The sequence below is a fragment of the Candidatus Macondimonas diazotrophica genome (assembly GCF_004684205.1).
GTDB classification, from domain to species: Bacteria; Pseudomonadota; Gammaproteobacteria; order UBA5335; family UBA5335; genus Macondimonas; species Macondimonas diazotrophica.
In genome coordinates this window covers 20,653-42,559 of record NZ_SRIO01000004.1, presented here as the reverse complement: position 1 = coordinate 42,559, position 21,907 = coordinate 20,653, and the positions used below count along the sequence as shown (strand labels likewise).

The 21,907-nt window shown below is 63.8% G+C and carries 24 protein-coding genes and 1 tRNA gene; 10 read left to right on the top strand and 15 right to left on the bottom strand.

All coding sequences use genetic code 11. From position 1 onward, the window contains the following. Positions 1-74: 74 nt before the first annotated feature. The 3 genes from E4680_RS04055 to E4680_RS04045 are packed head-to-tail and all read right to left on the bottom strand — an operon-like array spanning position 75 to position 2,517. Positions 75-1,379, bottom strand: coding sequence for an RsmB/NOP family class I SAM-dependent RNA methyltransferase (locus tag E4680_RS04055; protein ID WP_135281114.1), 1,305 nt, complete (start codon positions 1,377-1,379; stop codon positions 75-77). Between the two features lie 38 nt (positions 1,380-1,417). Beyond that, positions 1,418-1,729, bottom strand: a complete 312-nt coding sequence (locus tag E4680_RS04050; RefSeq protein ID WP_135281113.1) for an MTH1187 family thiamine-binding protein — start codon at positions 1,727-1,729, stop codon at positions 1,418-1,420. Continuing rightward, the gene (locus E4680_RS04045) at positions 1,720-2,517 is read right to left on the bottom strand and encodes an ATP adenylyltransferase family protein (protein WP_135281112.1); all 798 of its coding nucleotides are present in this window, start codon (positions 2,515-2,517) and stop codon (positions 1,720-1,722) included. Before E4680_RS04045 ends, E4680_RS04050 begins: the two co-directional genes overlap by 10 nt. Before the next feature lie 163 nt (positions 2,518-2,680). Between E4680_RS04045 and E4680_RS04040 the strand changes: the two genes are divergently transcribed. Beyond that, on the top strand, positions 2,681-3,187 hold the full coding sequence (locus tag E4680_RS04040; RefSeq protein WP_135281274.1) for a permease: 507 nt from the start codon (positions 2,681-2,683) through the stop codon (positions 3,185-3,187). Further along, positions 3,184-3,693 carry a hypothetical protein gene (locus tag E4680_RS04035; RefSeq protein WP_240696108.1) on the top strand — a complete coding sequence of 170 codons (510 nt, stop codon included), beginning with the start codon at positions 3,184-3,186 and terminating at the stop codon, positions 3,691-3,693. The genes E4680_RS04040 and E4680_RS04035 overlap by 4 nt, the downstream gene beginning before the upstream one ends. A 56-nt stretch (positions 3,694-3,749) precedes the next feature. Here E4680_RS04035 and E4680_RS04030 read toward each other — a convergent pair whose 3' ends face one another. The 3 genes from E4680_RS04030 to E4680_RS04020 are packed head-to-tail and all read right to left on the bottom strand — an operon-like array spanning position 3,750 to position 5,357. Then, on the bottom strand, positions 3,750-4,082 hold the full coding sequence (locus tag E4680_RS04030; RefSeq protein ID WP_167792372.1) for an excalibur calcium-binding domain-containing protein: 333 nt from the start codon (positions 4,080-4,082) through the stop codon (positions 3,750-3,752). A 58-nt stretch (positions 4,083-4,140) separates the two neighbouring features. After that, positions 4,141-4,947: a thioesterase family protein gene (locus E4680_RS04025; RefSeq protein WP_135281111.1), complete on the bottom strand. Its 807-nt coding sequence runs from the start codon at positions 4,945-4,947 to the stop codon at positions 4,141-4,143. Positions 4,948-4,988: 41 nt separating this feature from the next. Beyond that, the gene (locus tag E4680_RS04020) at positions 4,989-5,357 is read right to left on the bottom strand and encodes a VOC family protein (protein WP_135281110.1); all 369 of its coding nucleotides are present in this window, start codon (positions 5,355-5,357) and stop codon (positions 4,989-4,991) included. Between the two features lie 196 nt (positions 5,358-5,553). On the opposite strand from E4680_RS04020, the gene E4680_RS04015 reads away from it, so the two are divergent. After that, entirely contained in the window at positions 5,554-7,635 is a 2,082-nt protein-coding gene (locus E4680_RS04015) for a TonB-dependent receptor family protein (RefSeq protein ID WP_167792371.1), read from the top strand. 85 nt (positions 7,636-7,720) lie between these two features. Here E4680_RS04015 and lspA read toward each other — a convergent pair whose 3' ends face one another. From lspA to murJ, 4 genes are read right to left on the bottom strand one after another with little or no spacing between them, the layout of a single operon-like run. Next, a complete protein-coding gene (gene lspA, locus E4680_RS04010; RefSeq protein WP_479688843.1) occupies positions 7,721-8,242 on the bottom strand; it encodes a signal peptidase II in 522 nt (173 codons plus the stop codon). Beyond that, on the bottom strand, positions 8,239-11,055 hold the full coding sequence (gene ileS, locus E4680_RS04005) for an isoleucine--tRNA ligase (protein ID WP_135281108.1): 2,817 nt from the start codon (positions 11,053-11,055) through the stop codon (positions 8,239-8,241). The genes lspA and ileS overlap by 4 nt, the downstream gene beginning before the upstream one ends. 20 nt (positions 11,056-11,075) lie before the next feature. Then, positions 11,076-12,017, bottom strand: coding sequence for a bifunctional riboflavin kinase/FAD synthetase (ribF, locus tag E4680_RS04000; protein ID WP_135281107.1), 942 nt, complete (start codon positions 12,015-12,017; stop codon positions 11,076-11,078). A gap of 26 nt (positions 12,018-12,043) precedes the next feature. Then, positions 12,044-13,636, bottom strand: a complete 1,593-nt coding sequence (gene murJ / locus E4680_RS03995; RefSeq protein WP_135281106.1) for a murein biosynthesis integral membrane protein MurJ — start codon at positions 13,634-13,636, stop codon at positions 12,044-12,046. Between the two features lie 196 nt (positions 13,637-13,832). On the opposite strand from murJ, the gene rpsT reads away from it, so the two are divergent. Beyond that, the gene (gene rpsT, locus E4680_RS03990; protein WP_135281105.1) at positions 13,833-14,114 is read left to right on the top strand and encodes a 30S ribosomal protein S20; all 282 of its coding nucleotides are present in this window, start codon (positions 13,833-13,835) and stop codon (positions 14,112-14,114) included. Between the two features lie 147 nt (positions 14,115-14,261). Next, entirely contained in the window at positions 14,262-14,636 is a 375-nt protein-coding gene (locus E4680_RS03985; protein ID WP_135281104.1) for an MAPEG family protein, read from the top strand. Positions 14,637-14,685: 49 nt separating this feature from the next. Here the strand turns inward: E4680_RS03985 and proB are convergent, their stop codons facing one another. The 4 genes from proB to rplU form a co-directional block, all read right to left on the bottom strand. Continuing rightward, complete coding sequence (proB, locus tag E4680_RS03980; protein WP_135281103.1) at positions 14,686-15,810, bottom strand: glutamate 5-kinase; 1,125 nt, start codon at positions 15,808-15,810, stop codon at positions 14,686-14,688. Between the two features lie 171 nt (positions 15,811-15,981). Beyond that, on the bottom strand, positions 15,982-17,055 hold the full coding sequence (gene cgtA, locus E4680_RS03975; RefSeq protein WP_135281102.1) for an Obg family GTPase CgtA: 1,074 nt from the start codon (positions 17,053-17,055) through the stop codon (positions 15,982-15,984). 84 nt (positions 17,056-17,139) lie between these two features. Beyond that, positions 17,140-17,397 (bottom strand): 50S ribosomal protein L27, encoded by a 258-nt coding sequence (rpmA, locus tag E4680_RS03970; protein WP_135281101.1) that lies wholly within the window; start codon positions 17,395-17,397, stop codon positions 17,140-17,142. Between the two features lie 49 nt (positions 17,398-17,446). Further along, positions 17,447-17,761, bottom strand: a complete 315-nt coding sequence (gene rplU / locus E4680_RS03965) for a 50S ribosomal protein L21 (protein ID WP_135281100.1) — start codon at positions 17,759-17,761, stop codon at positions 17,447-17,449. Positions 17,762-17,981: 220 nt separating this feature from the next. Between rplU and E4680_RS03960 the strand changes: the two genes are divergently transcribed. Together E4680_RS03960 and E4680_RS03955 are read left to right on the top strand one after the other, a co-directional pair. Beyond that, the gene (locus E4680_RS03960; protein ID WP_135281099.1) at positions 17,982-18,959 is read left to right on the top strand and encodes a polyprenyl synthetase family protein; all 978 of its coding nucleotides are present in this window, start codon (positions 17,982-17,984) and stop codon (positions 18,957-18,959) included. A gap of 18 nt (positions 18,960-18,977) precedes the next feature. Further along, positions 18,978-19,054, top strand: a tRNA-Pro gene (locus E4680_RS03955). A 9-nt stretch (positions 19,055-19,063) separates the two neighbouring features. On the opposite strand, the gene yidD is transcribed toward E4680_RS03955, so the two are convergent. Beyond that, a complete protein-coding gene (yidD, locus tag E4680_RS03950) occupies positions 19,064-19,363 on the bottom strand; it encodes a membrane protein insertion efficiency factor YidD (RefSeq protein WP_135281098.1) in 300 nt (99 codons plus the stop codon). 57 nt (positions 19,364-19,420) lie between these two features. Between yidD and E4680_RS03945 the strand changes: the two genes are divergently transcribed. Genes E4680_RS03945 through E4680_RS03935 form a run of 3 tightly spaced genes read left to right on the top strand, consistent with a single transcriptional unit; the run spans position 19,421 to position 21,905 of the window. Continuing rightward, on the top strand, positions 19,421-20,314 hold the full coding sequence (locus E4680_RS03945; protein WP_135281097.1) for a metal ABC transporter solute-binding protein, Zn/Mn family: 894 nt from the start codon (positions 19,421-19,423) through the stop codon (positions 20,312-20,314). Next, positions 20,311-21,069, top strand: coding sequence for a metal ABC transporter ATP-binding protein (locus E4680_RS03940; protein WP_135281096.1), 759 nt, complete (start codon positions 20,311-20,313; stop codon positions 21,067-21,069). Before E4680_RS03945 ends, E4680_RS03940 begins: the two co-directional genes overlap by 4 nt. Then, a complete protein-coding gene (locus tag E4680_RS03935; protein WP_135281095.1) occupies positions 21,066-21,905 on the top strand; it encodes a metal ABC transporter permease in 840 nt (279 codons plus the stop codon). Before E4680_RS03940 ends, E4680_RS03935 begins: the two co-directional genes overlap by 4 nt. The last annotated feature ends 2 nt before the right edge of the window (positions 21,906-21,907 follow it).

Genomic DNA, 21,907 nt, shown 5'->3' with positions numbered 1-21,907 from the left:
CCCCGATCTCTCGGGAAAGGTTCTCATCGGAGCGCGTAGCATACGCGCCCTTTCAAATCCGGTCGATGGGTGGCTCATGGCATCCCGGCTCGCTTCAGGACGGCTCCAAAAAAACCGTCGGTACCGTGCAAATGGGGAACGGGTTGAAAATTCCCGTCACGAAACATGCTCGTCGGCAAGCCGAGCCCCCGCTGCGTCATTACGGTTTGTGCGGGCAGATGGATGAAATCAGGGTGATCCGCCAGAAAGGCGGACACGACGGCCTGATTCTCGGCATGGAGCAGGCTGCACGTGGCATAGATCAGCCGTCCTTCAGGGGCCACCAAATCGGCAGCTGACTCCAGAATCTGGCGCTGCAACGTGGTTAATGCCGGCAGATCCAGCGCACGATTGCGCAGATCCGGATTGCGCCGCAATGTTCCGGACCCCGAACAGGGCGCATCGACCAGCACTCGGTCATACCGTCGCCGCTGGGTCTGCAGGGCCAGCGCGCCGTTGTCCGCAAGGGAATGAATGCGGATGTTGTGCGCTCCGGCGCGTCGGGCCCGGCGCGCCAGCTCCGTTAGCTTGCGACCGATCACATCGCACGCCAGGATCTCGCCCTTGTTATTCATGTCCATGGCCAACGCCAGCGTCTTGCCGCCGGCCCCGGCGCAATAATCCACCACGCGCCCGCGTGTCGGCACATCCACCAGCGCCGCGAGTAGCTGGCTCCCCTCGTCCTGAACCTCGAAGGCACCCTCTTTGAAACCCGGCGCCTTGAACAGGGCAGCCCGATTTTCCCTTCGCAAACCATGCGGCGCGAAGGGGGTATTGTCGAGCTCGATTCCGCTCTCGAACAAACGCGCACGCAGATGATCACGATCGGACCGCAAGGTGTTCACACGCAGATCCAGCGGTGCGGTAGTCGCCAAGGCACACGCCAGCTGCTCGGCTTCGGATTCGCCCCAGTCCCTTATCAGAGACTCGGCCAGGATGTCGGGCAGACTGTGCCGAAGAGCAAACGACATCGACTGCTGATTGGCCTGCCGCAGGGCATCGCTCAGCCGCGCGGCCTGGCCGGCGGGCAGGAATCGGGCGAGTGCACGCTCCGACCAGCCCTGCGTCAGCAGGAACAATCCAGCCAGATCAGACGCTGACGGCGTTCCGGTCAAACCGTCCTGCAGGCAATATTCCAGAAAACGCTGGCGTCGCAGAATGCCGAAAACGCCATCGGCAATGAACCGGCGATCGCGTCCACCCAGGAATCGCCGCGTCCGAAAGAATCGGTCCAGCGCCCGATCCGCCGGCAAACGCTCCTGACGAAGGCTTTCCAAGGCTTCAGTGAGTTGACGAAACTGGGCCGTACGGATGCTTGAAGCATCGGGCAAAGTTTGCATGGACTTCCAGATTGCGGCGCCGGGGAAGTGCGCCCGGCTCAAGGCAGCGGTGCGGACAACTGATCGGCCAAAGCGCGCATTTTATCGTCGAGGCTCTGTGGCTTGTCCACCCGTGTCCCGACCTTCAGCGTCGTCATCAAGCGGGGAACCCCCGTCGCATGAAGGGCCTCATGACAAGCCCGGATGGCCCGGAATACCTCATCCCACTCGCCCTCCACGGCCGTTCCGAAGGGGTGCGATCGAGGGTGCAGACCATGGTGCTGCAAGATTTCCACGCAGCGCGCCACTTCGGCAGATACCGACGCGCCGACACCCATCGGGATCACGCAGATATCCACGCTCACCCGCATAGCGAGGCTTCCTCGGCGATTGCGGACAATGCGCTCCAGGGCCCGGATTGCATCATCCTTTCCCACTGCTCCGTGGTTCGGACGGCCACCACGCCCGCATATTCCAGGGCCGCTCCAATCGGACAAGGCACCAACCACATCCATCGCCGCGTCACCAGCATGTGGAAATCCCGGTCTCCACGCTTTCCTTGCAACGCGCGTCGCATGCGCAGATAGAGCACCCAAGCAATGCGGCCGCCCTGCTCGGGCTGCGCCAGCCATTCCGGCGAGACCGCTGCGACGCGATGGGGAAATGCCCAGCCCGGAACGACACCGAATTGACTGCGCAAATCCGCTTGAATCAATGCCTTGGATGCCGGAAGCGCGATTTCCGGATGCAGTGGAAGCGGCACAATGTCCACCGTTCTTGGCACGTCCCCGCTGCGCGCCGGTACGAAAGCCAGCACATCACGCCCCTGCAGACAACGCCACAGCATGGTGAAATCTTCGGCATCCAGGCCGCCCTGGCGCACACAGGGTTGACGTCGGGCCAAACGCATCTGGCCCTTGAGCAGCGGGCGGCGAAGGAGCGCCACACGATGCAGGCCCTGCTGCAGACACGAATCCATCATGATCGGCGGCACCGCTGCGCCTACACCCGGGCGCGCATCGCGCCATGCAATCAGGTAGGGACCGTCGTGCCCGGGACAGGAAATCAGCGTGGCCGGCGACGCCAGCAAGTTCGCCGCTTCCGCCCGTTCCCGCGCCCGGTCGACGGCCATCCACCATGCTGACGATCCTGTCTGCATTGGTTCCGCTCTCCCGCCATGCCAGAATGAGGCAGTTTTCCCTGAGACTAAACCACTCTGGAGAGAACGCAAGTCACCCGGATGCACTCCCCGGCCTTCCGCTTCGCTGCTGTGATCGATCATGACCAATCCGACGCCGGAAAAGCCCCGTCGACCCGATGGAATGTCCTTGTTTTTCATTATGTTGTCGGTTCTCGCCGGAGGCTTGCTCTACCAACGCGGCGGCCTTGATGCGCTGCGCGATGGCCTCGCACAAGGGCTCATCCTGTTGATTTCGATCACCCCGCTGGTGCTGTTGGCTCTACTCCTTGCCGGATACGCGCAAAGCCTCATCCCCCCTCGCTGGGTCGAAAGCCAGCTCGGCCGCCACGCCGGATGGCGCGCCACCGGACTGGCTGCCTTGGCCGGAGCCCTGATGCCCGGTGGACCGTTTGCGGCGTTTCCCGTGGTGTTGGTACTCCGTCAATCGGGCGCACCACTCAGCACCTGTATCGCCTTTCTCACCGCCTGGTCCGTGCTCGGCCTGCACCGCATGATCATCTGGGAAATCCCCTGGCTCGGCTGGCGCTTCGCGCTACTGCGCTGGCTGATATCCCTGCCGCTACCGTGGCTGGCCGCCCATTGGGCATATCGGCTTGAACGCCGCACCACACGCGAGGAAACCGCGTGATCGGCTCATCCCTCCTCGCATTGACCGTCCTGTTGGCCGCACTGATGGCCGTCGCACATCGGCGCAATCGTCAGCTGCACCGGGAGGCAGCGCTGATCGCAGGAGCACAGCTGCGCCTCATTGCGCTGCGTTTGCCGCTCGCACTGCTGGCTGCTTCCTTGCTGGGGAAATTACTGCCGCAAGCCGTCCTGGCCAACGCACTCGGACCCCAGAGCGGGTGGTGGGGCATCGTGCTGGCCAGCGGGCTGGGGGCTCTATTGCCCGGCGGGCCCATGGTGAGCTTCCCGTTCGTGATTCTGCTCAAGCAGGCCGGGATGGGTTTTGCCCCGCTGGTCGCGCTGATGACGGCCTGGTCGGTCCTCGCCATCCACCGAACGCTGAGTTTCGAACTGCCGCTCATGGGGTCGCGCTTCGTGCTGCTGCGCCTCCTTGTGTCCCTGCCGCTGCCGCTGATCGCCGGGGCGCTGGCCTGGCTGCTGGCGGTGCCCGACGCTGTCCCGGCCTGAAGGTGCGTCAGACGCACCGGGGTGCCGCCTGTTCGGGCCACGAAAAGCCGGAAACGCTAACGGGCGGCGTTCCAATCACCGTGCCCCCACTGCTGCTCGCAGGGAATGCCGTCGCTATCCCCGTCCATCTTCACGCCGGGACAATGACGAAGAAAAAATTTCGCCTCTTCATAAGAGCGCATCTGCGAACAGTGAAGGCGGCCATCACAGGCAAACTGGGGCGGCGCAGGAACGACCGCGGCAGGCATCGACTGTGACAATCGATCGGCTGGCGCCGCAGTAGCAATCTCAGGTCGTGCCGTCAGCGGAAACGGGAGATGCTGGCCATAACGGCCATACGCCTGCCAGCCGGCCATCGCGATCAGTCCAGCCACAACCCACCGATTCATGTGCAGATCTCCGCTTCAAGCCAGTCGCCCCACGCCGATCGGCGCGACGACTACCGGCTTAACCCAGAAACTGCATCGGGCGCAGTACGAGGCACTGATCGACGCGACCGATCGGGCCACGGGTGTCGTAGAGCCGGGTGTGGGTGGTGCCGAGACCCGTGGGTTCCATGTGGGTATGGCTTTCGAGGCAGATCCACTCCCCGTCCGGGTAACGGTTGAGGTGCAGGTCGATGTCGGCGTTGATGCAGCCCATCTTGCCGCCGAGATAAAGCTGGCCGATGCCGTTGCCGAAATCCGACATCATGCCCATGTAGCTGATCGGTGTGGTGGGCTCGCCGGCCACGACATCGGCCTCGATCCGCAGCCAGGCCGTGCCCTCGCCCTTGAAGGCAAAACCGGACACGCGCCGCATCTCGATGGCGGCATTGAGCCCGGGCGGCCGCTTTCCGGGCTGCCCGCGCCCGCCCAGGAATCCTTCCGATGCCAATCCTTCGGGGCCGTTGGGCACACCACCGCTCACGACGGCGTGTTCGGGCAAATCGACCGGCTGGAGCCGACCGCGCAACGCGGTGCTGCGCGCGACTTCCTGGCCGTCTGCCAGCATGCGCGCCTGGATGAGCTGGATGCGCTGGCCCGCACGCAGGGTCTCGGTGACCACTTCCAGTGGCACCCGCGGTGCCGGGCGGCACAGATCGTGCGTCAACCGCAGGATGCGCCACTCGGGATCCGGTTCATGCCGATCGATGACATGGGCCATCAACCCGGCGATCGCGCCGCCATGGAGCAGGCGGCTGTCCCATGGGGAGTTGGTGCGCTCGGTGGGGACGTAGAGCGGCCCATCGCGGTGATAAAGCGCATCTTTCATGGCGTCATTCCTTGACGTCGTCGCAACATCAGCGTGGGCGTTCAGGGCGCGGACTGTTCGTCGATGCGCAGACGATGGCCATCCGGGTCTTCGATTTCGAAATGTCGATGTCCATCCGCTGCACGACGGAGATAGCCGGCAACGGTCGCGCCGGCCGCATTGCACCGCCGATAGAGCGCTTCGGCTTCGGCAACATGGAAACAGGCGGTAATGGGATGCGGCTCACGCTCCTCGGCCAGGCACAGCTGCCAATCGCCGTGAGACAGGAGTGCACGCCGCTCGGCGGTCATGAACTGGGTCAGTTCAAGCCCGAGTGCCTGCTCGTAGAACCGGATGGATTTGAGGAGATCACGAACTTCAAGCGCGGGAATGGTGGGAGATGCACTCGCCCATCGTTGGGGCACATCCATAAGACAGAAACCTCAAGGTCGCGCACATGCGCAGTCGTTATCTTGAGACAACTCCTCGCCGCACGCAAGCCATTCGCAGCCCCTCTGGAGCGCACGCCGACCTGCGTCATATTGTCGCAGCCCGCGAACCCTCACCGCCTTCCAAGGAGAATGCGCGCTTTCGAGTCAAACCGTCATTCTCGACAATGGAATGTCCATGCCATCATCCAACGCTCACCGCCTGTCTGGCCTGCTCGCGACCCTCGGTGCCCTTTCGGCAACGGCGCAGGCCGAAAATTCATCACCGATCACCCGCCCCGTTCTGCCGGAAGTCACCGTGGAAGGGACAGCTGGCAGCCTCACCGTGCCGGACGCCGCCGCCGCCGAGGCACGCATCCGCGAGATCCCCGGCGGCGCAGCAGTGGTCGACGCGGAAACCTATGAAGATACCCGGGCGGTCACGATCAAGGACATGCTGGACTATGTACCGGGCGTTTACGCCCAGCCGCGCTACGCCGAGGAGCTGCGCCTGTCGATCCGCGGCTCTGGTCTGTCGCGGACCTTCCATCTTCGCGGCATCGGTCTGTTTCAGGATGGCATCCCCATCAACCTGGCCGATGGCGGCGGTGATTTTCAGGATATCGATCCCCTCGCCTTCCAATACGTCGAGGTTTTCAAGGGCGCCAATGCCCTGGAGCTCGGTACCGCCGCGCTCGGCGGCGCGATCAATTTCGTCACGCCCACCGGATACGACGCCGACCGGCTCAGGTTACGCCTCGAAGGCGGCAGCTTCACAACCGGCCGCGCCCAGGTCGCCACTGGCGATGTCATCGGCAAGGGGGACTATTTCCTGTCCGTCAGCCACCTGCGCTCCGATGGCTTTCGCGACTTCATGGACCAGGCCAACACCCGGTTATTCAGCAATGCGGGTTATCGCCTGAGCGATGATCTGGAGACCCGTTTCTATCTCACCTATGGCGACATCAATCAGGAACTCCCCGGCAGCCTGTCCAAGGCCCAGCTCGAGGACGATCCGACACAGGCCAATCCGGGCAACGTGCGCAACAACTACCAGCGAGACTTCGAGGTGTTGCGTGTCGCCAACAAGACGACCTGGAAGCGCGAGGATCAGGAGATCTCGGGCGGTATCTATGCCGTCAGCAAACAGCTCTACCACCCCATCTTCCAGATCATCGACCAGGATTCGATGAACTATGGCGCCTACGCCACATGGCGCCAGGACGGAGCACTGGCCGGCCGAGCCAACCGGCTGACGGTCGGCACCCGCGTCGGCACCGGGGATACCGACGCCCGGCGCTACGTGAACCTCGCCGGCGATTATGGCGACCTGACCAGCAAGGCGCGCGAGCAATCCCGCAACGCCGCCCTGTTTGCCGAAAATCGCACCGAGCTCGCGCCGGAGTGGACTGGCATCGTCGCAGCGCAGGGCACCTACGCCGAACGCGACTATGACGACCGCTTTGCCAGCGACGGCGACCGCAGCGGCACCAAGACCTATCGCGGACTGAGCCCGCGGCTGGGCCTGCTCTGGGACGCCGCCGAGACGCTACAGCTGTTTGCAAACGTGAGCCAGGCCTACGAACCGCCAACGTTCTCCGAACTCACCCAGAGCATTCCCGGCGTGAGCGGACTGGCGGACATCGACGCGCAGCGTTCCACCACGCTGGAAGTCGGCAGCCGGGGCGAATGGCAAGCGCTGAGCTGGGATGCCAGCCTCTATCGCAGCTGGGTGCGCGATGAGTTGATGTTCACCGCACTCGGCGACGGCGGCCAGAGCGCCGTACTCAACGCCGACAAAACCATCCACCAAGGCATCGAGCTGGGTGTGGGCACCCGACTCGCCGAGTTCGACGGCCAGAGCCTCACCAGTCGCCTCGCCTACACCTACAACGATTTCAAGTTCGACGGCGATCCGCAATGGGGCGACAACGCCATTCCCGGCATTCCCGATCACTACCTGCGCGCCGAACTGCGCTATCGCCATCCGGCGGGATTCGCAATCGGACCGAATGTGGAGTGGGTGCCGCAGGGCTATCCGATCGACTTCAAAAACAGCCTCGAGACGGACGCCTACGCGCTGCTGGGGCTCACGGCCAACTACGAGATTACGCGCCAGATCGAGATCTTCCTGGATGCACGCAACCTGACCGACGAGAAGTATGCCGCCACCACCGGCCTCATCACCGAGCCGGCCGTGGGTGCCTTCGGCCCCAACACCAATCAATTCATCCCCGGCGACGGCCGGGCGGTCTACGCCGGAATGACGATGCGCTGGTAGCGCCCAGTTGCAAAAAACCGGGCGCTGCAAACGATGCGGCGCCTGGTTCTTACCACGATATCCCGACGTCTCCAGCGAAAGGCCTTCAGTCCCCGCCTTCGCGAAAACTCATCCAGATGTAGAGCGCGGCGCCGACCGTGATGGCCGAGTCGGCGAGATTGAAAGCGGGCCAGTACCAGTCCTGGTAATAGAGTTGGATGAAATCGATGACGTGGCCGTGCAGGGCGCGATCGACCGCGTTGCCGATCGCGCCGCTGAGGATGAGAGTATAGGCCAGGGGCCAGAAGACTTCCCGCGCAGGGCGCAGCAACAGCCAGCGCAGCAGAACGCCGCCCACGCCCAGTGCCAAGGCCAGAAAGAACCAGCGCTGCCAGCCACCGGCGCCTGCCAGGAAGCTGAACGCGGCGCCGGGATTGTAGGCCAGGGTCAGATTGAAAAAGCCCGGCACCACCGCGTGTGGCATGTAGGGCGTGAGCAACGCCTCGGCCATCTGTTTGCTGGCCTGATCCAGGCCGACGAGCCCGGCCACCAGTCCCAGCCACAGGGCCATGCGGCCCGGCCGGTCCAGGATCCGGGCGGCCACGGATGCGTGGCCAGCATCGGTCACGCCCACTGCCGATCCTCGCCGGGTCCGGCGACATTGCTGGCGCAGCGCCCGCACAGCTCGGGATGATCGGGATGACTGCCCACATCCGCACGGCGATGCCAGCAGCGCGGGCACTTGGCATGCTCCGCCGGGCGGATGGTGATCCACAGCTCATCGCCGCCGTCCAGGGTGGCGTGAACCGCCTCGGGCGGACGTGCCGTCTCGCGGGCGAGGTGAGCCTCGGAGGTGATCAGCGCAAAGCGCAGCTCCCCGGCGAGCGGCTGCAGCGCTTCGAAGAGCTCCTGGCCGGCGTAAATCGATACCTCGGCCTCGAGATTGGCGCCGGCTCCGGTCGCCACGCGCCAGCGTTCGAGTTCGGGGCCGACGCATTCGCGCACCGCCAGCACGCGCGCCCATAACGCCTCGTCCGGGGCCACTTCGGGTAAGACATGCCATTCGGCCAGGAATACCGACTCCGCTCGCGCACCAGGCAAGGATCGCCAGATCTCCTCGGCAGTAAAGCTCAGGACCGGTGCGATCCAGCGCACCAGCGCTTCGGCAAGGTGGTAGAGCGCACTCTGGGCGGAACGTCGGGCGCGGCTGTCGGCGGGCGTGGTGTAGAGCCGGTCCTTGATCACGTCGAGGTAGAATGCGCCCAGATCCACCGAACAGAAGTTGTGGACGTCCTGATAGACGCGGTGAAACTCGAAACGCGTGTAGGCATCGCGCAGCCGCTCTTGCAGAACATCGGCGCGATGCAGGATCCAGCGGTCGAGCGACAGCAACTCCGGAGCGGGAAGCGCATCGGTCGCCGGATCAAAACCCTTGAGATTGGCGAGCAGAAAGCGCGCCGTGTTGCGAATACGCCGGTAGGCATCGCTGATGCGGCTCAGAATCTGCTGAGAAACGGCCATCTCGGCGCGGTAATCGGTCGCCGCCACCCACAGCCGCAGCACGTCGGCGCCAAGGGTGTCCACCACCGCCTGCGGCGCCACCACGTTGCCGCGCGACTTGGACATCTTCTGGCCTTTCTCATCGACCGTGAAGCCATGGGTGAGCACGGCGCGATAGGGCGCCTCGCCACGCCGCGCCACCGCGGTCAAGAGCGAGGACTGGAACCAGCCGCGGTGCTGATCGGACCCTTCCAGATAAAGGTCGGCCGGAAAGCCCAGCTCCTCGCGCCGCTCGAGCACCGCCGCGCTGCTCACGCCAGAGTCGAACCAGACATCCAGCGTATCGTTCACCTTCTCATAATCCGCTGCCTCTGCGCCCAACAGCTCGGCCGGATCGAGATCGAACCATGCCTGGACGCCGGCCTGCTCGATACGGGCAGCCACCTGCTCCATGAGCGCGACCGTATCCGCATGCAGGGTGCCCGTGCGCCGATGAACGAACAGCGCCAGCGGCACCCCCCACAGACGCTGGCGGGACACGCACCAGTCGGGGCGCTCGGCGACCATGCCGCGGATGCGCTCCTCCCCCCAGGCCGGCAGCCACGTCACGCGTGCGATCTCGTCCAAGGCCGTATCGCGCAGGCCCGTGGCGTCCATGGCGATGAACCATTGCGGCGTAGCGCGGAAGATGACCGGCGTCTTGTGCCGCCAACAATGCGGGTAGCTGTGCCGGAGCCGCTCGACATGGACCAGTGAGCCCCTCGTTTTGAGCAGATCGAGCACCGCATCGTGCGCGGTGAGGACGGGTTTTCCGGCCAGATCGGGAATATCGTCAAAGTAGCGACCATCCGGCCCCACCGGATTGTCCACCGGCAACGCGTTGCGCTGCCCCACCGCATAGTCGTCTGGACCATGCGCCGGCGCGATGTGAACGAGGCCGGTGCCGGTGCCGGTGGTCACGAAATCGGCCAGGATCATCGGCACTTCGCGCGCCTGGAAAGGATGACGCAGTCGCACGCCCTCCAACGCGGCGCCCGGACCATAGGCCAGCACGCGATGGGTCTCGATGCCCCAGCGGGCCAGAACGGCATCGACCTCCGCCTGGGCCAAGACAAGGCGCTCGCGACCCTGAGCACCCTCCACTTCGATCAGCACATAATCCAGCTCGGGATGCACCGCCACCGCCTGATTGGCCGGCAGCGTCCAGGGCGTGGTGGTCCAGATGACGACCGAAACCGGGCCGTCGCCCTTGCCCTCGGGCGCGTGCTGCAACCGGGCAAACAGCACTTCGGGCTCCGGGCAGGAAAAGCGCACGTCGATGGCGAGCGACTGATGCTCGGCGTATTCCACCTCGGCCTCGGCCAGGGCCGAGCCGCAATCAACGCACCAGTGCACCGGCTTGGCCCCGCGCTGCAGATGGCCGTTGGCGACGATCTGCGCCAGAGCCCGCACGATGTCGGCTTCATAGGCCGGGTCCATGGTGAGGTAGGGATGCTCCCAGTCGGCCAGCACGCCCAGACGGATGAAATCCTCGCGCTGGCGGGCCACCTGGGCCTCGGCATAAGCCCGACAGGCCCGGCGGAAATCCCGCGCTCCATCCACGCCCGGCTTGCCCTGCGCCTTTTCCACGGCCAGTTCGATCGGTAGGCCGTGGCAGTCCCAGCCCGGAACGTAAGGCACATCGAATCCGTCCAGAAGGCGGCTCTTGTTGATGATGTCCTTCAGGATCTTATTGACCGCATGGCCGATATGGATCTCGCCGTTGGCATACGGCGGCCCGTCATGCAGCACGTAGCGCGGCCGGCCGGCCCGCGCCGCGCGTAGCTGTTCGTAGAGCCGCGTCTGCTGCCAATGGGCCAATACAGCCGGCTCGCGCCGCGCCAGATTGGCTTTCATCGGAAACTCGGTGCCGGGCAGATTGAGCGTTTGCTTGTAGTCCATGGGTCTCTCGGTCGACCGGGTCATTCGGCCCAGCCGGGTTGGCTGAAATAGTCGCGCGCCGCCTGTACATCGAGGGCAATCTGCTGGCGCATGAGCTCGACGGACTCGAAGCGCTGTTCATCGCGCAAGTGCTTGAGGAAGAAAACCCGCATGCGCCGGCCATACAGATTGCCAGCCGGCTCGAGCAAGTGAACCTCAAGCAGCGTTTCCCGTCCGTTGACGGTGGGCCGGGTGCCGAGACTCGCCACGCCGGCGTGCGCCGCACCGTGGCTCAGTTGTGCCTGGACCACGAAGATGCCGCGCAAGGGGCTCACGCGCCGCCGCACTGGCAGGTTGGCCGTGGGGAAGCCGAGCTCGCGACCCAATTTCTCTCCATGCACGACGCGCCCGCAGAGACTGTAGGGTCGGCCCAGCAAACGCCGAGCCTGCGGCAAATCGCCGTTTGCCAGACACGAGCGAATTCGACTGCTGCTCACGCGCTCGCCGTCCACGGTCAGGGTGCGCGTTCGATGGACTCCGAATCCGGCTTGGTGCCCGATTTGCGCAAGCAGGTCGAAGTCGCCTTCGCGGCCACGCCCGAATCGGAAATCATCCCCGACGACGAGCTCGCGCACACCGAGGCCGCGGATCAGCAGGCGCTCGACAAACTCGGTCGCCGACAGACGCGCCAGCGCCCGATCGAAACGCAGGCACAGAACCCGATCCACACCGGCGCCCGCCAGTTCAGCCAGCTTCTCCGGCAATCGGCTGAGCCGGGCCGGTGCCCCTTCGGCAGCGAAGTATTCCTGGGGCGAGGGCTCGAAAGTGACGACCGTAACCGGCAAGCCCAGCGGCCGGGCCAGATTGTGGACCTGCTCCAATACGGCGCGGTGCCCCAGATGCACGCCATCGTAGTTCCCGATCGTCGCGACACAACCAAGGTGCGCAGGACGGAGGTTGTGGACACCTCGGATCAGTTCCATGACCAACCTGTCGTGAAAGGGGTCGATTATAAAGTCTCGGCTGAACTTGTCACCGCCTCATCACTGGGCAGCCGGAAATGCCGCAGGCGCACACCCAGAATCAGCAGCAAGGCCGGATAGGCCAGTCCCACGGCCAGCAGCACACCACTCAGAGCCAGCACCCGATCATGACCACTGATCGAGACCCAGTAAGGCCCCGCCGGCACGAACCACCATAACCCGACCCCAATCAACCCGTTGGCAAGCACCATGCGCAGCAGGAATCGCGGCCATCCCGGGCTCGGCCGGTAGGCGTCGGCCTGGCGCAGCCCGCGATAAAGCAGCAGGGCATTGAGATAGGCTGCCAGGCTGGTCGACAGCGCCAGAAAGGCGTGCGGCGCCGAAAGGCTCTGTTGAACGGCGGGAATCAGCAGAATCAGGTTGACCCCGGTATTGGCACCCATCGCGATGAGTCCTATCCGCACCGGCGTACGGGTGTCCTGACGGGCATAGTAGCCGGGCACCAGCACCTTGACCAGAATGAATCCCGTCAGGCCGAGGCCATAGGTCGACAGGGCGGCAGCCGACATGGTCACATCATGATCTTCGAAAGCGCCGCCATGGAACAGGGTCGCCAGCAGCGGATGGGCGATCACCCCCATCAGCACGGCCGCTGGCAGGCTGATCAGCAGGGCGCTGCGCAGCGCCCAATCCAACGTTTGCGAGAAACGGAGCGGATCAGCCGCGGCATGGCGTGCCGATAGATGCGGAAGAATGACGGTGGACAGCGCAATTCCGAAGACACCCAGCGGAAACTCCATCAGGCGGTCGGCATAGTAGAGCCAGCTCACGCTGCCCACCGCGAGCAAGGACGCAATCAACGTATCCACCAGCAAGTTCACCTGCGCCACCGACGAGCCGAACAAGGTCGGCACCATCAGCGTCATCACGCGGCGCACCGGCGGATAGTGCCAGCCCCAGCGCGGCCGCGGCAGCAAACCCTGGTGCATCAGAAACGGCAACTGGAACCCCAGTTGGACCATCCCAGCGATGAACACGCCCCAGGCCAGCGCATAAACCGGCTCCTCCATGCGTGGCGCCACCCACAGCGTCGCCGCAATCAGGCTCAGATTCAGCAGCACCGGTGTGAATGCCGGTACGGCGAACTGGCCGTAGGTGTTGAGCAAGCCGGAAGCGAACGCGGTCAGCGATATGAACAGAAGGTATGGGAACGTGATGCGCAGCAGCCCGATCGCCAGTTCGCGCTGGCCATGGGCGCCATCGAAACCGGGAGCGAACAGAAAAATCAACACGGGCGCCAGAACCACGCCCAGCACCGTCACCACCAGCAGGATCGCGCCCAGCGTACCCGCCACTCGATCGGCGAATGCGCGGACTTGCGCCAATTCCCCCTGGGTACGCTGCTCGGCCAGCACGGGGATGAACGCTTGCGAAAACGACCCCTCGGCGAACAGCCGGCGCAAGAAGTTGGGAATTTTGAACGCCACGAAAAACGCGTCCATGGCCGGACTCGCACCGAACGCCCGAGCCATCAGCAAATCCCGCAGAAAGCCAAAGCCCCGCGAAACCAGTGTCATCACGCTGACCACAGCGGTGGATCGCATCAGACCATGAGCCATAGATACTCGCTTGTCCTGAAGGCCGTCCGGCGGACGAGTCATGACGCGGCATGGTAGCGACCCTGCTCTTCGATCGCCATGCGTTTGGCGATGGATTGACAGCCCATGGCGGATGGCGCATTATTGCCCGTCTCGAACGGCGGCGCGAAAGCTCCGACACAGATTTTTTCCCAGTTTTCCGGTGGACGAACAGCCCATGGCGAACAGCAAACAGGCCCGTAAGCGCGCGCGACAGGCAGAAGTGGCCCGTCAGCGCAATATCAGCCACAAGACGCGCATGCGCACGTCCATTAAGAAAGTCATCAAGTCCGTTGACGAAGGCGACTTGGGTACGGCGCAAGCCAGCCTCACCGCCGCCATCCCGGTCATCGACAGCATGGTCAACAAGGGCCTCGTTCACCGTAACAAGGCCGCTCGCCACAAAAGCCGCCTCAACAAGCGCTTGAAAGCGCTAAGCCAGGCCGCTACTGCGGGCTGATTCGATCAGATTCCGGCTCGACAAGGCCGCAAAAAGCCCTGCCACGCAGGGCTTTTTTTTGCATCCGAAGGCGGAAAACATGGTAGATCTCCGCTAAGATGATCCCACCGGGGCGATTCGCGCTCTGAACAGACAGGAATCTGACCCATGACCACCGCTTATTGGTGCGTGCTGATCGCCGCTATTATCCCCATGATGATGTCCACGCTCGCCAAAGCCGGCGGCCCGGGATTCGACAATCACGCTGTACGCAGCTATCTGGACAAACAGACCGGCTGGCGGCAACGGGCCAACTGGGCTCAACAGAATGGCTATGAAGCCTTCCCCGCATTCGCCGCCGCGGTCATCATCGCGCACCAGGCCGGCGCCGATCAGGGGACCATCAACTCGCTGGCCGTGGCGTTCATCATCATCCGACTCGTCTATGGCGGCATGTATCTCGCCAATCTGGCCACCTTGCGCAGCCTGGTATGGACCGCCGGCCTCGCCTGTGTAATCGGCCTGTTCATTGCTGCCGCCTGATTGACTCGTCCGCCTCGGCAGCCGTCGCTTCCGAGGCGGTGCGTTCCGGTCAGTTCACCACCATGTTATCGCGGTGAATCAGCTCGGCCTCATCCACATAACCCAGCAGATCGAGAATGCGCGCGCTCGCCTGCCCTTTGATCAGTCGGCACTCTTCAGCACTGTAGTTCACCAATCCGCGCGCCACTTCCATCCCGGCCGCGTCCCGGCAAATCACCACATCCCCGCGACGGAAGTACCCCACGACCGCCGTCACCCCCACTGGCAACAGGCTGCGTCCGGCCTCGCGCAATACGCGCGCAGCGCCGTCATCAACGATCAGCTCGCCACGAACCTGAAGATGACTGTTGATCCACTGTTTGCGAGCGGCGAGCGGTTCCTTGGCCGGATGGAGCAGCGTCCCGACCGCCTCACCCTGGGCAATGCGCAGGAGCGCCTGTGGATGGCGACCGTTGGCGATGATCGTCGCTGCGCCGCTTCGCGCGGCCCGTGCCGCCGCCGTCAGCTTGGTGAACATGCCTCCGCGACCGAGGGCACCGGGCGTTGGCGTGGCCATGGCCAACAATGCCGCATCACCGGCCTGACCCTCCTGAATCAGCCGCGCGCCCGGATTGTTGCGCGGATCACAGTCGAACAGCCCATCCTGGTCGGTGAGGATCACCATCAGCTCCGCTTCAACCAGGTTAGCAACCAGAGAAGCCAGGCTGTCATTGTCCCCAAAGCGCAGCTCTTCGGTACTGACGGTATCGTTTTCGTTGATGATGGGAATGGCATCGAGATCAAGCAGGGTCTTCAGCGTGCTGCGCGCATTGAGATGGCGCTGGCGATCGGTGAGATCGGCATAACTGAGGAGAATCTGCGCTGCATACAGGCCGTGACGTGCGAATTCTGTTTCGTAAGCCTGGACGAGCCGCATCTGCCCCACCGCAGCGGCAGCCTGCAATTCATGCAGCGCCTGGGGCCGCCTGTGCCAGGCAAGTCGCTGCATCCCGGCTGCCACGGCGCCTGACGAGACCAGGCAAACCTGCTTGCCTTGCGCACGCAAAGCAGCCAACTGCGCCGCCCAATCCGCCAGCGCCCCCTCATCGAGACCCTGGCCATTGTTGGTCACCAGCGCGCTGCCGACCTTCACGACCCACCGCCGGCTCCGTCCCAGAGCACCGCGATCCTTCATCCACCAATTCTCCCTATGCCACACCCCGATGCCGAAACACCTTTGGTGAACCATGGATTGTATTCGCGCCGCGCGAAATTCGACTCACCTCAGCGCCCCGGGCGGCCGAACACGACAACCGGTAGATCGCTCGCACCGCTGGCGGCTCACCCACAGTCCGGTGCATTTGCGCTAGCTGCGGGTCGGATCGTAAGGAATATCCGCCGCATCCGAAACCCCGGTTTCCGATGTGATCGCCAGCGCCTGCAGTCTGGCGAATACCGCTTCGCACAATCGCCCAATGCCTTCACCCGTAGCACCAGAAACGACGAAGACCGGCCCCGTCCAATGCAACGCATGCGTCAATGCGGCGACCCGTGCGGATCGCTCGGGCTCAGGCAGTAGATCGGCCTTGTTGAAGACCAGCCAGCGATCGCGGACCGCCAGATCCTCACTGTACCCCCGCAACTCGGCATCGATCGTCTCGACCCCTTTCGCCACGCTCGACTCCGAGGCCGAAGGATCAAGGTCGACCACCTGCAACAACAAACGGGTCCGCTGCAAGTGACGCAGAAACCGGAGGCCAAGTCCCGCACCATCGGCAGCGCCCTCGATCAGGCCGGGGATATCCGCCATCACGAAGCTACGATTCATGCCCAGACTCACCACGCCCAGCTGGGGATGCAACGTAGTGAACGGATAGTCAGCCACCTTGGGCCGGGCTGCCGAAACCGCTCGCAACAAGGTCGATTTTCCCGCATTGGGCAAACCGAGCAGCCCCACGTCGGCCAGCAGCTTGAGTTCCAGACGCAAGCGCCGCATTTCACCCGGCGTGCCTTCGGTGGATTGGCGCGGGGAACGGTTGACGCTGCTTTTGAAGCGCAGATTACCCAGCCCGTGGAAACCGCCTTGCGCCACCTTGAGCTGCTGCCCCGGCACGATCAGATCACCCAGTAGCTCACCGGTATCGGCCTCGTAAACCAACGTTCCGGCCGGAACAGGAACGAAGCAATCCTCGCCACCGCGACCTGTACATTGACTGCCACTTCCGCCGGCTCCGTTCTGCGCGCGATAGGTCCGCTGTACCCGAAAATCGGCTAACGTGTTGATGCCGCCATCGGCAACCAGATAAACGCTTCCGCCGTCCCCGCCGTCCCCGCCGTCGGGGCCACCGAGGGGAATGAACTTCTCGCGCCGGAAACTGACGCATCCGTTGCCGCCGTTTCCGGCCTGGACAGTGATGATGGCTTCGTCAACGAATCGCATGGGCTGGCCCCATCCCAAAAAAGCAAAGCGGCCCCGCGCTGATTCACGCGAGGCCGCTGGAGAACAAGTGGTCTTTGGGAACGCTCAGTCCGCGAGAATACTCACAAACTTGCGGTTATTTGGACCTTTGACCTGAAACACCACGCGGCCGTCCGCCTTGGCGAACAAGGTGTGGTCTTTCCCACAGCCCACGTTCACACCGGCATGAAACCGCGTACCGCGCTGCCGAACCAAAATATGACCCGCCGTCACCCGCTCGCCACCGAAGTGCTTCACACCAAGACGCTTGGAATGAGAGTCACGGCCGTTCCGGGTGCTGCCGCCTGCTTTCTTATGTGCCATGGGTAGTTACCTGCTCGCTTCGACTTGGGATCGCGATCTTCTGGCGGAATCAGCCGCCCTGGATCCCGGTAATTTCCAGCTCGGTGAAGGACTGGCGATGTCCCTTGCGCCGCATGTAGTGCTTGCGACGGCGGAACTTGACGATCTCGACCTTGTCACCCTTGCCGTGATTCCGCACCGTGGCGGTCACTTTGCCGCCTTCGACAAACGGCCGACCAACAGCCAGGTTGTCCCCTTCGCCAATCAGCAAAACCCGGTCGAATTCGACTTGGCTACCTGCTTCTGCCGGGAGTTTCTCCACGCGCAGCACCTCGCCTTGCTGAACCCGATATTGCTTGCCTCCGGTATGGATCACCGCGTACATTACTCACTGTCTCCACAAGGGCCTTGACGGCTTGGGTCACAAAGGACGGGCATTCTACCGCTACCCTCAGAACAGGTCAAACCGGGCATCACCTCGACGCGTGACGCCTGCTTCGCGGCATGGCCTCCCATTCAATGATTCAGCCATCCAACCTACCTAAACCCACCGTGCCCAGATCGGCGCGCGAATCGAACTCAGCACGGCAAACGGAACGCCTTCGATGCACAATCCCGAGATCACGGAAGTCCTAGCGCCCATCCAGGCAGACATGCAGCTCATGGATGCCGTCCTCAAGCGCGCCATGAATTCCGTCGTGCCATTGGTTGGCGAAATCAACCACTACATTGTCGGCAGCGGCGGCAAGCGCCTGCGGCCGGCGGTGCTGCTGTTCTCGGCGCGGGCCTGCGGCTACACGGGCGATCAACATCTGCGCCTGGCTGCCGCGGTCGAAGCGGTGCATACCGCGACCCTCCTGCATGATGATGTCGTCGACAGCTCGGGGCTGCGCCGCGGCCGCGCGACTGCCAATCAGGTCTGGGGCAACGAGGCAAGTGTGCTGGTCGGCGACTTCATGTATTCGCGCGCGACGCAGATGATCGTGGAATGTGGGCGACTGGACATCGTCGAAATCCTGGCCACGGCAGCCAACGACATCGCTGAAGGCGAAGTTGCTCAATTGGCCAACCGCCACAACCCGGAGCTGACCGAGCAACAGTATTTCGATGTCATTCGCAACAAGACGGCCCGCCTGTTCGAGGCCAGCGCCCAGGTCGGCGCCATGATCTCCGGGGCATCCAAATCCCGCGAACGGGCACTGGCACGCTACGGCATTCATCTTGGCAACGCGTTTCAACTGATCGATGATGCCCTCGACTTCACCGGCTCGGTGGATGTCATCGGGAAAAACCTCGGCGACGACCTGGCCGATGGCAAAGCCACATTGCCCTTGATCCATGCTATCCGACACTCTCCCACCGAAGCGGCAGACTGCATCCGCGAAGCAATTCGCAAGGGCAGCCTGGAACAGTTGCCCGCGATCCTCAAAGCAATTGAATCAACCGCCGCCATCGACTACACTGCGCGCCTTGCGGCGCACGAGAGCGAACAGGCCATTGATGCCCTGTCGGAACTAGACCCGACGCCCTATCGGGAATCACTTTCCGCCCTGGCACGTTTCGCGGTCCAGCGCGATTGCTAACCGCATATCCAGCACCATCGGGGTGTAGCTCAGCTTGGTAGAGCGCTGCTTTCGGGAAGCAGAGGTCGTAGGTTCGAATCCTGTCACCCCGACCAAATCGTCACTTATGGATCATGCGAGCGGTTTTTGGGCTCGCCTCCGCAGTCTCTCGCAGGCGGCACGGGATCATACCCAAACCCGCCCCAAGGGTGGCACCGCATCAGCCGCCGAACCGCATAGACGCCCCCCCGCCACGGACCATGACACCGAAGCGCCTCACGCGCATAGGTGGAGCACGTGGGCGTGTAACGGCAGCGCGGCGCCAACCATGGGGATATCGCCAGCTGGTAAATCCCGATCAGCGCCTCCAGTCCGCGCTGCACGGCTCGATCCAGCCGTTGACGCCATCGTGTGATCCACCGCATTTCCCCAGTCTGACCCCCTGACCCCCGGCATGATTGAAACGTTATACCATTACGCCCATGAATGCGCTCTTCCCCTCGATGCGCACGCGCCTCCGGCGTCTCGTGCGTTTGGTGATCCTGTTGCTGGCCCTTTTCGTCACGCCCGCCGCCGGCGCCCCGTTACGGGTGGCGGTCGGTGTGCCGGCGCTCCAGACGCTGGTCTCAGGCGTCGGCGGCGAGCGTGTCGAGACGCTTGTCCTGCATGGCGGCGGAGATCCGCACGCATTCGAGCCCTCGGCACGCCGGATCGCGGCGCTGGCTGATGCACAACTCTATGTTCTCGCGGGACTGCCATTCGAAACCAGCTGGGTACCCCGCCTCAGGGCGATCAATCCGAAACTGGACATCCTCGACCTGCGCCAGATCGGCGGCACTCGCATGACGGATGATTCTCTGACGACCAACCATCGCCACGGCGGTTCACCCGACCCGCATGTCTGGACTGACCCGGTCCGCGCGCTGCAGCTGATCGCTGCCATCGAGGATCGTTTGATCACGCTTGACCCGGACGGGACAGCGCACTACCGGGAGCGTAGTGAGCGTGTAAGCCAGGACTTGCGCGCGCTCGACGCCGAAATCGCCCCGGTGCTCGCGCCCCTGCGCGGCGGCGTCCTGCTGGTCTTTCATCCTGGATGGGGCTACCTTGCGGACCGCTACGGTCTGCGCCAGATCCCGATCGAGGTGGGCGGTCGTGAACCCAGCGCGGCCCAGCTGCAACGCGTGATGGATCTGGCTCGCCAGCGCGGGGCCCGCGCATTGTTCCTGCAGCCGGGTCACGGTGATCGGCTTGCACGCCAAGTCGCGCGCGAACTGAGCATCCCGGTGATCATCGCCGACCCGCTGGCGGCGGATTATTTCGGCAGCATCCGCACGCTCGTCCGCGCCTTGCAAACGGCACCCGAAATCCCATGAGTGCCGACACGCCGGCCATCCGCACCCGGAATCTTGGATTTGCGCACGCGGGACGAGCCGCTGTTCTTCAGGCAATTGATCTTACAGTCAAAAGCGGGGAATTCCTGGGCATCCTGGGACCGAATGGAGCCGGAAAAAGCAGTCTTGTCCAGCTGCTGGCGGGCGTGATCGCCCCTTCGGGGGGTGACATCGAAGTCTTCGATCGTCCGCTGCGTGAAATGCGCGCCCACATTGGTTATGTCCCCCAGCGACCACCCCAGGTGACTCACGTGCCGGTGACAGTCTCCGCGCTGGTGCAACTGGGCTGCCTGCAGGGCTGGGGATCCCTGGGGCGCGCCCGCGCCATCGATCGGCAGCGTGCACGCACCGCCATGATAGAAATGGAACTCACCGAACTGGCGCCGCGGCTGTTGCGCGAACTGTCCGGCGGCGAACTGCAACGTGCCCTGCTGGCCCGGGCATTGGCCGCGGACCCGGCCCTGCTGCTCTTGGATGAACCCACCGCGCACATTGATCCAGCCGCTGAAACCCGGATCTGGACCCTGCTTCGCCGGATGACGCCTGCTCGCACCGTGGTCGTGGTATCTCACGATCCTGCGCTACTCCGCATGCATGCCGACCGGATCGCGCTGCTGAACGGCCGCCTGCGCCTCATCGAGCCGGATGCGCTCGATGCTGCAGCGCTGCAGTGGGCCTACAGTCGTCATCCAGAAATGCAGTCCACGGCTGCGCATTTTCCGGAGATTGCTGGATGACCGGCTTTCTGGATGCCCTGGCCGATCAGGCCTTCCTGCAGCGCGCCCTGCTGGCCGGTATGTTGGCGAGTCTGGGTTGTGGACTGATCGGCCCCTGGGTATTGATCCGTCGCATGAGCCATCTGGCCGGGGGAATCGCCCACGCGGTTCTGGGGGGCCTCGGAATCGCCTTTTTTCTGGGCGGTTCCCCACTCGTCGGGGCAATTGCTGCAGCCGTGGTCGTGGCCCTGCTGATTGGATTGATCCATCTGTACTGGGAAACCCAGGAAGATCTGCTGACCGGCGCCCTGTGGTCCGTCGGCATGGCGGTGGGTTTGCTGTTCATTTACGACACACCAGGCGCCACCACAGATCTCATGAGCTATCTGTTCGGCAACATCCTGCTGGTCAGCGCGCGGGACCTATGGTTCATGCTCCTGATCGATATGCTGGTCCTGGGGATCGTCGTCTTGCTGCATCGCCATTTCCTCGCCATCAGCCTCGACGAGGCTTTTGCCCGTTCACGCGGCATTCCGGTCGCAGCCACCTATCTGATTCTCCTGATCCTGGTCGCCCTGAGCGTGGTCCTGCTGATCCGGGTGGCGGGTCTGATCCTGGTCATGGCCCTGATCACCTTGCCGGCTGCCGCATGCAGCCTCTTCGCGCGCTCGATTGCCGCGCTGACCATCGGCGCGACGACACTCGCCATCAGCTGCACCACGGCGGGTCTGGCCCTCTCCTATGCACCCGACTGGCCTGCTGGTCCCACCATCATCCTGGTCTGCGCGTTCGCTTACGGGGCCACGCTGATTCTGGCCACGCTGCGCCGTCGCATCCGCCACCCCCTCGCGAGGTAAGC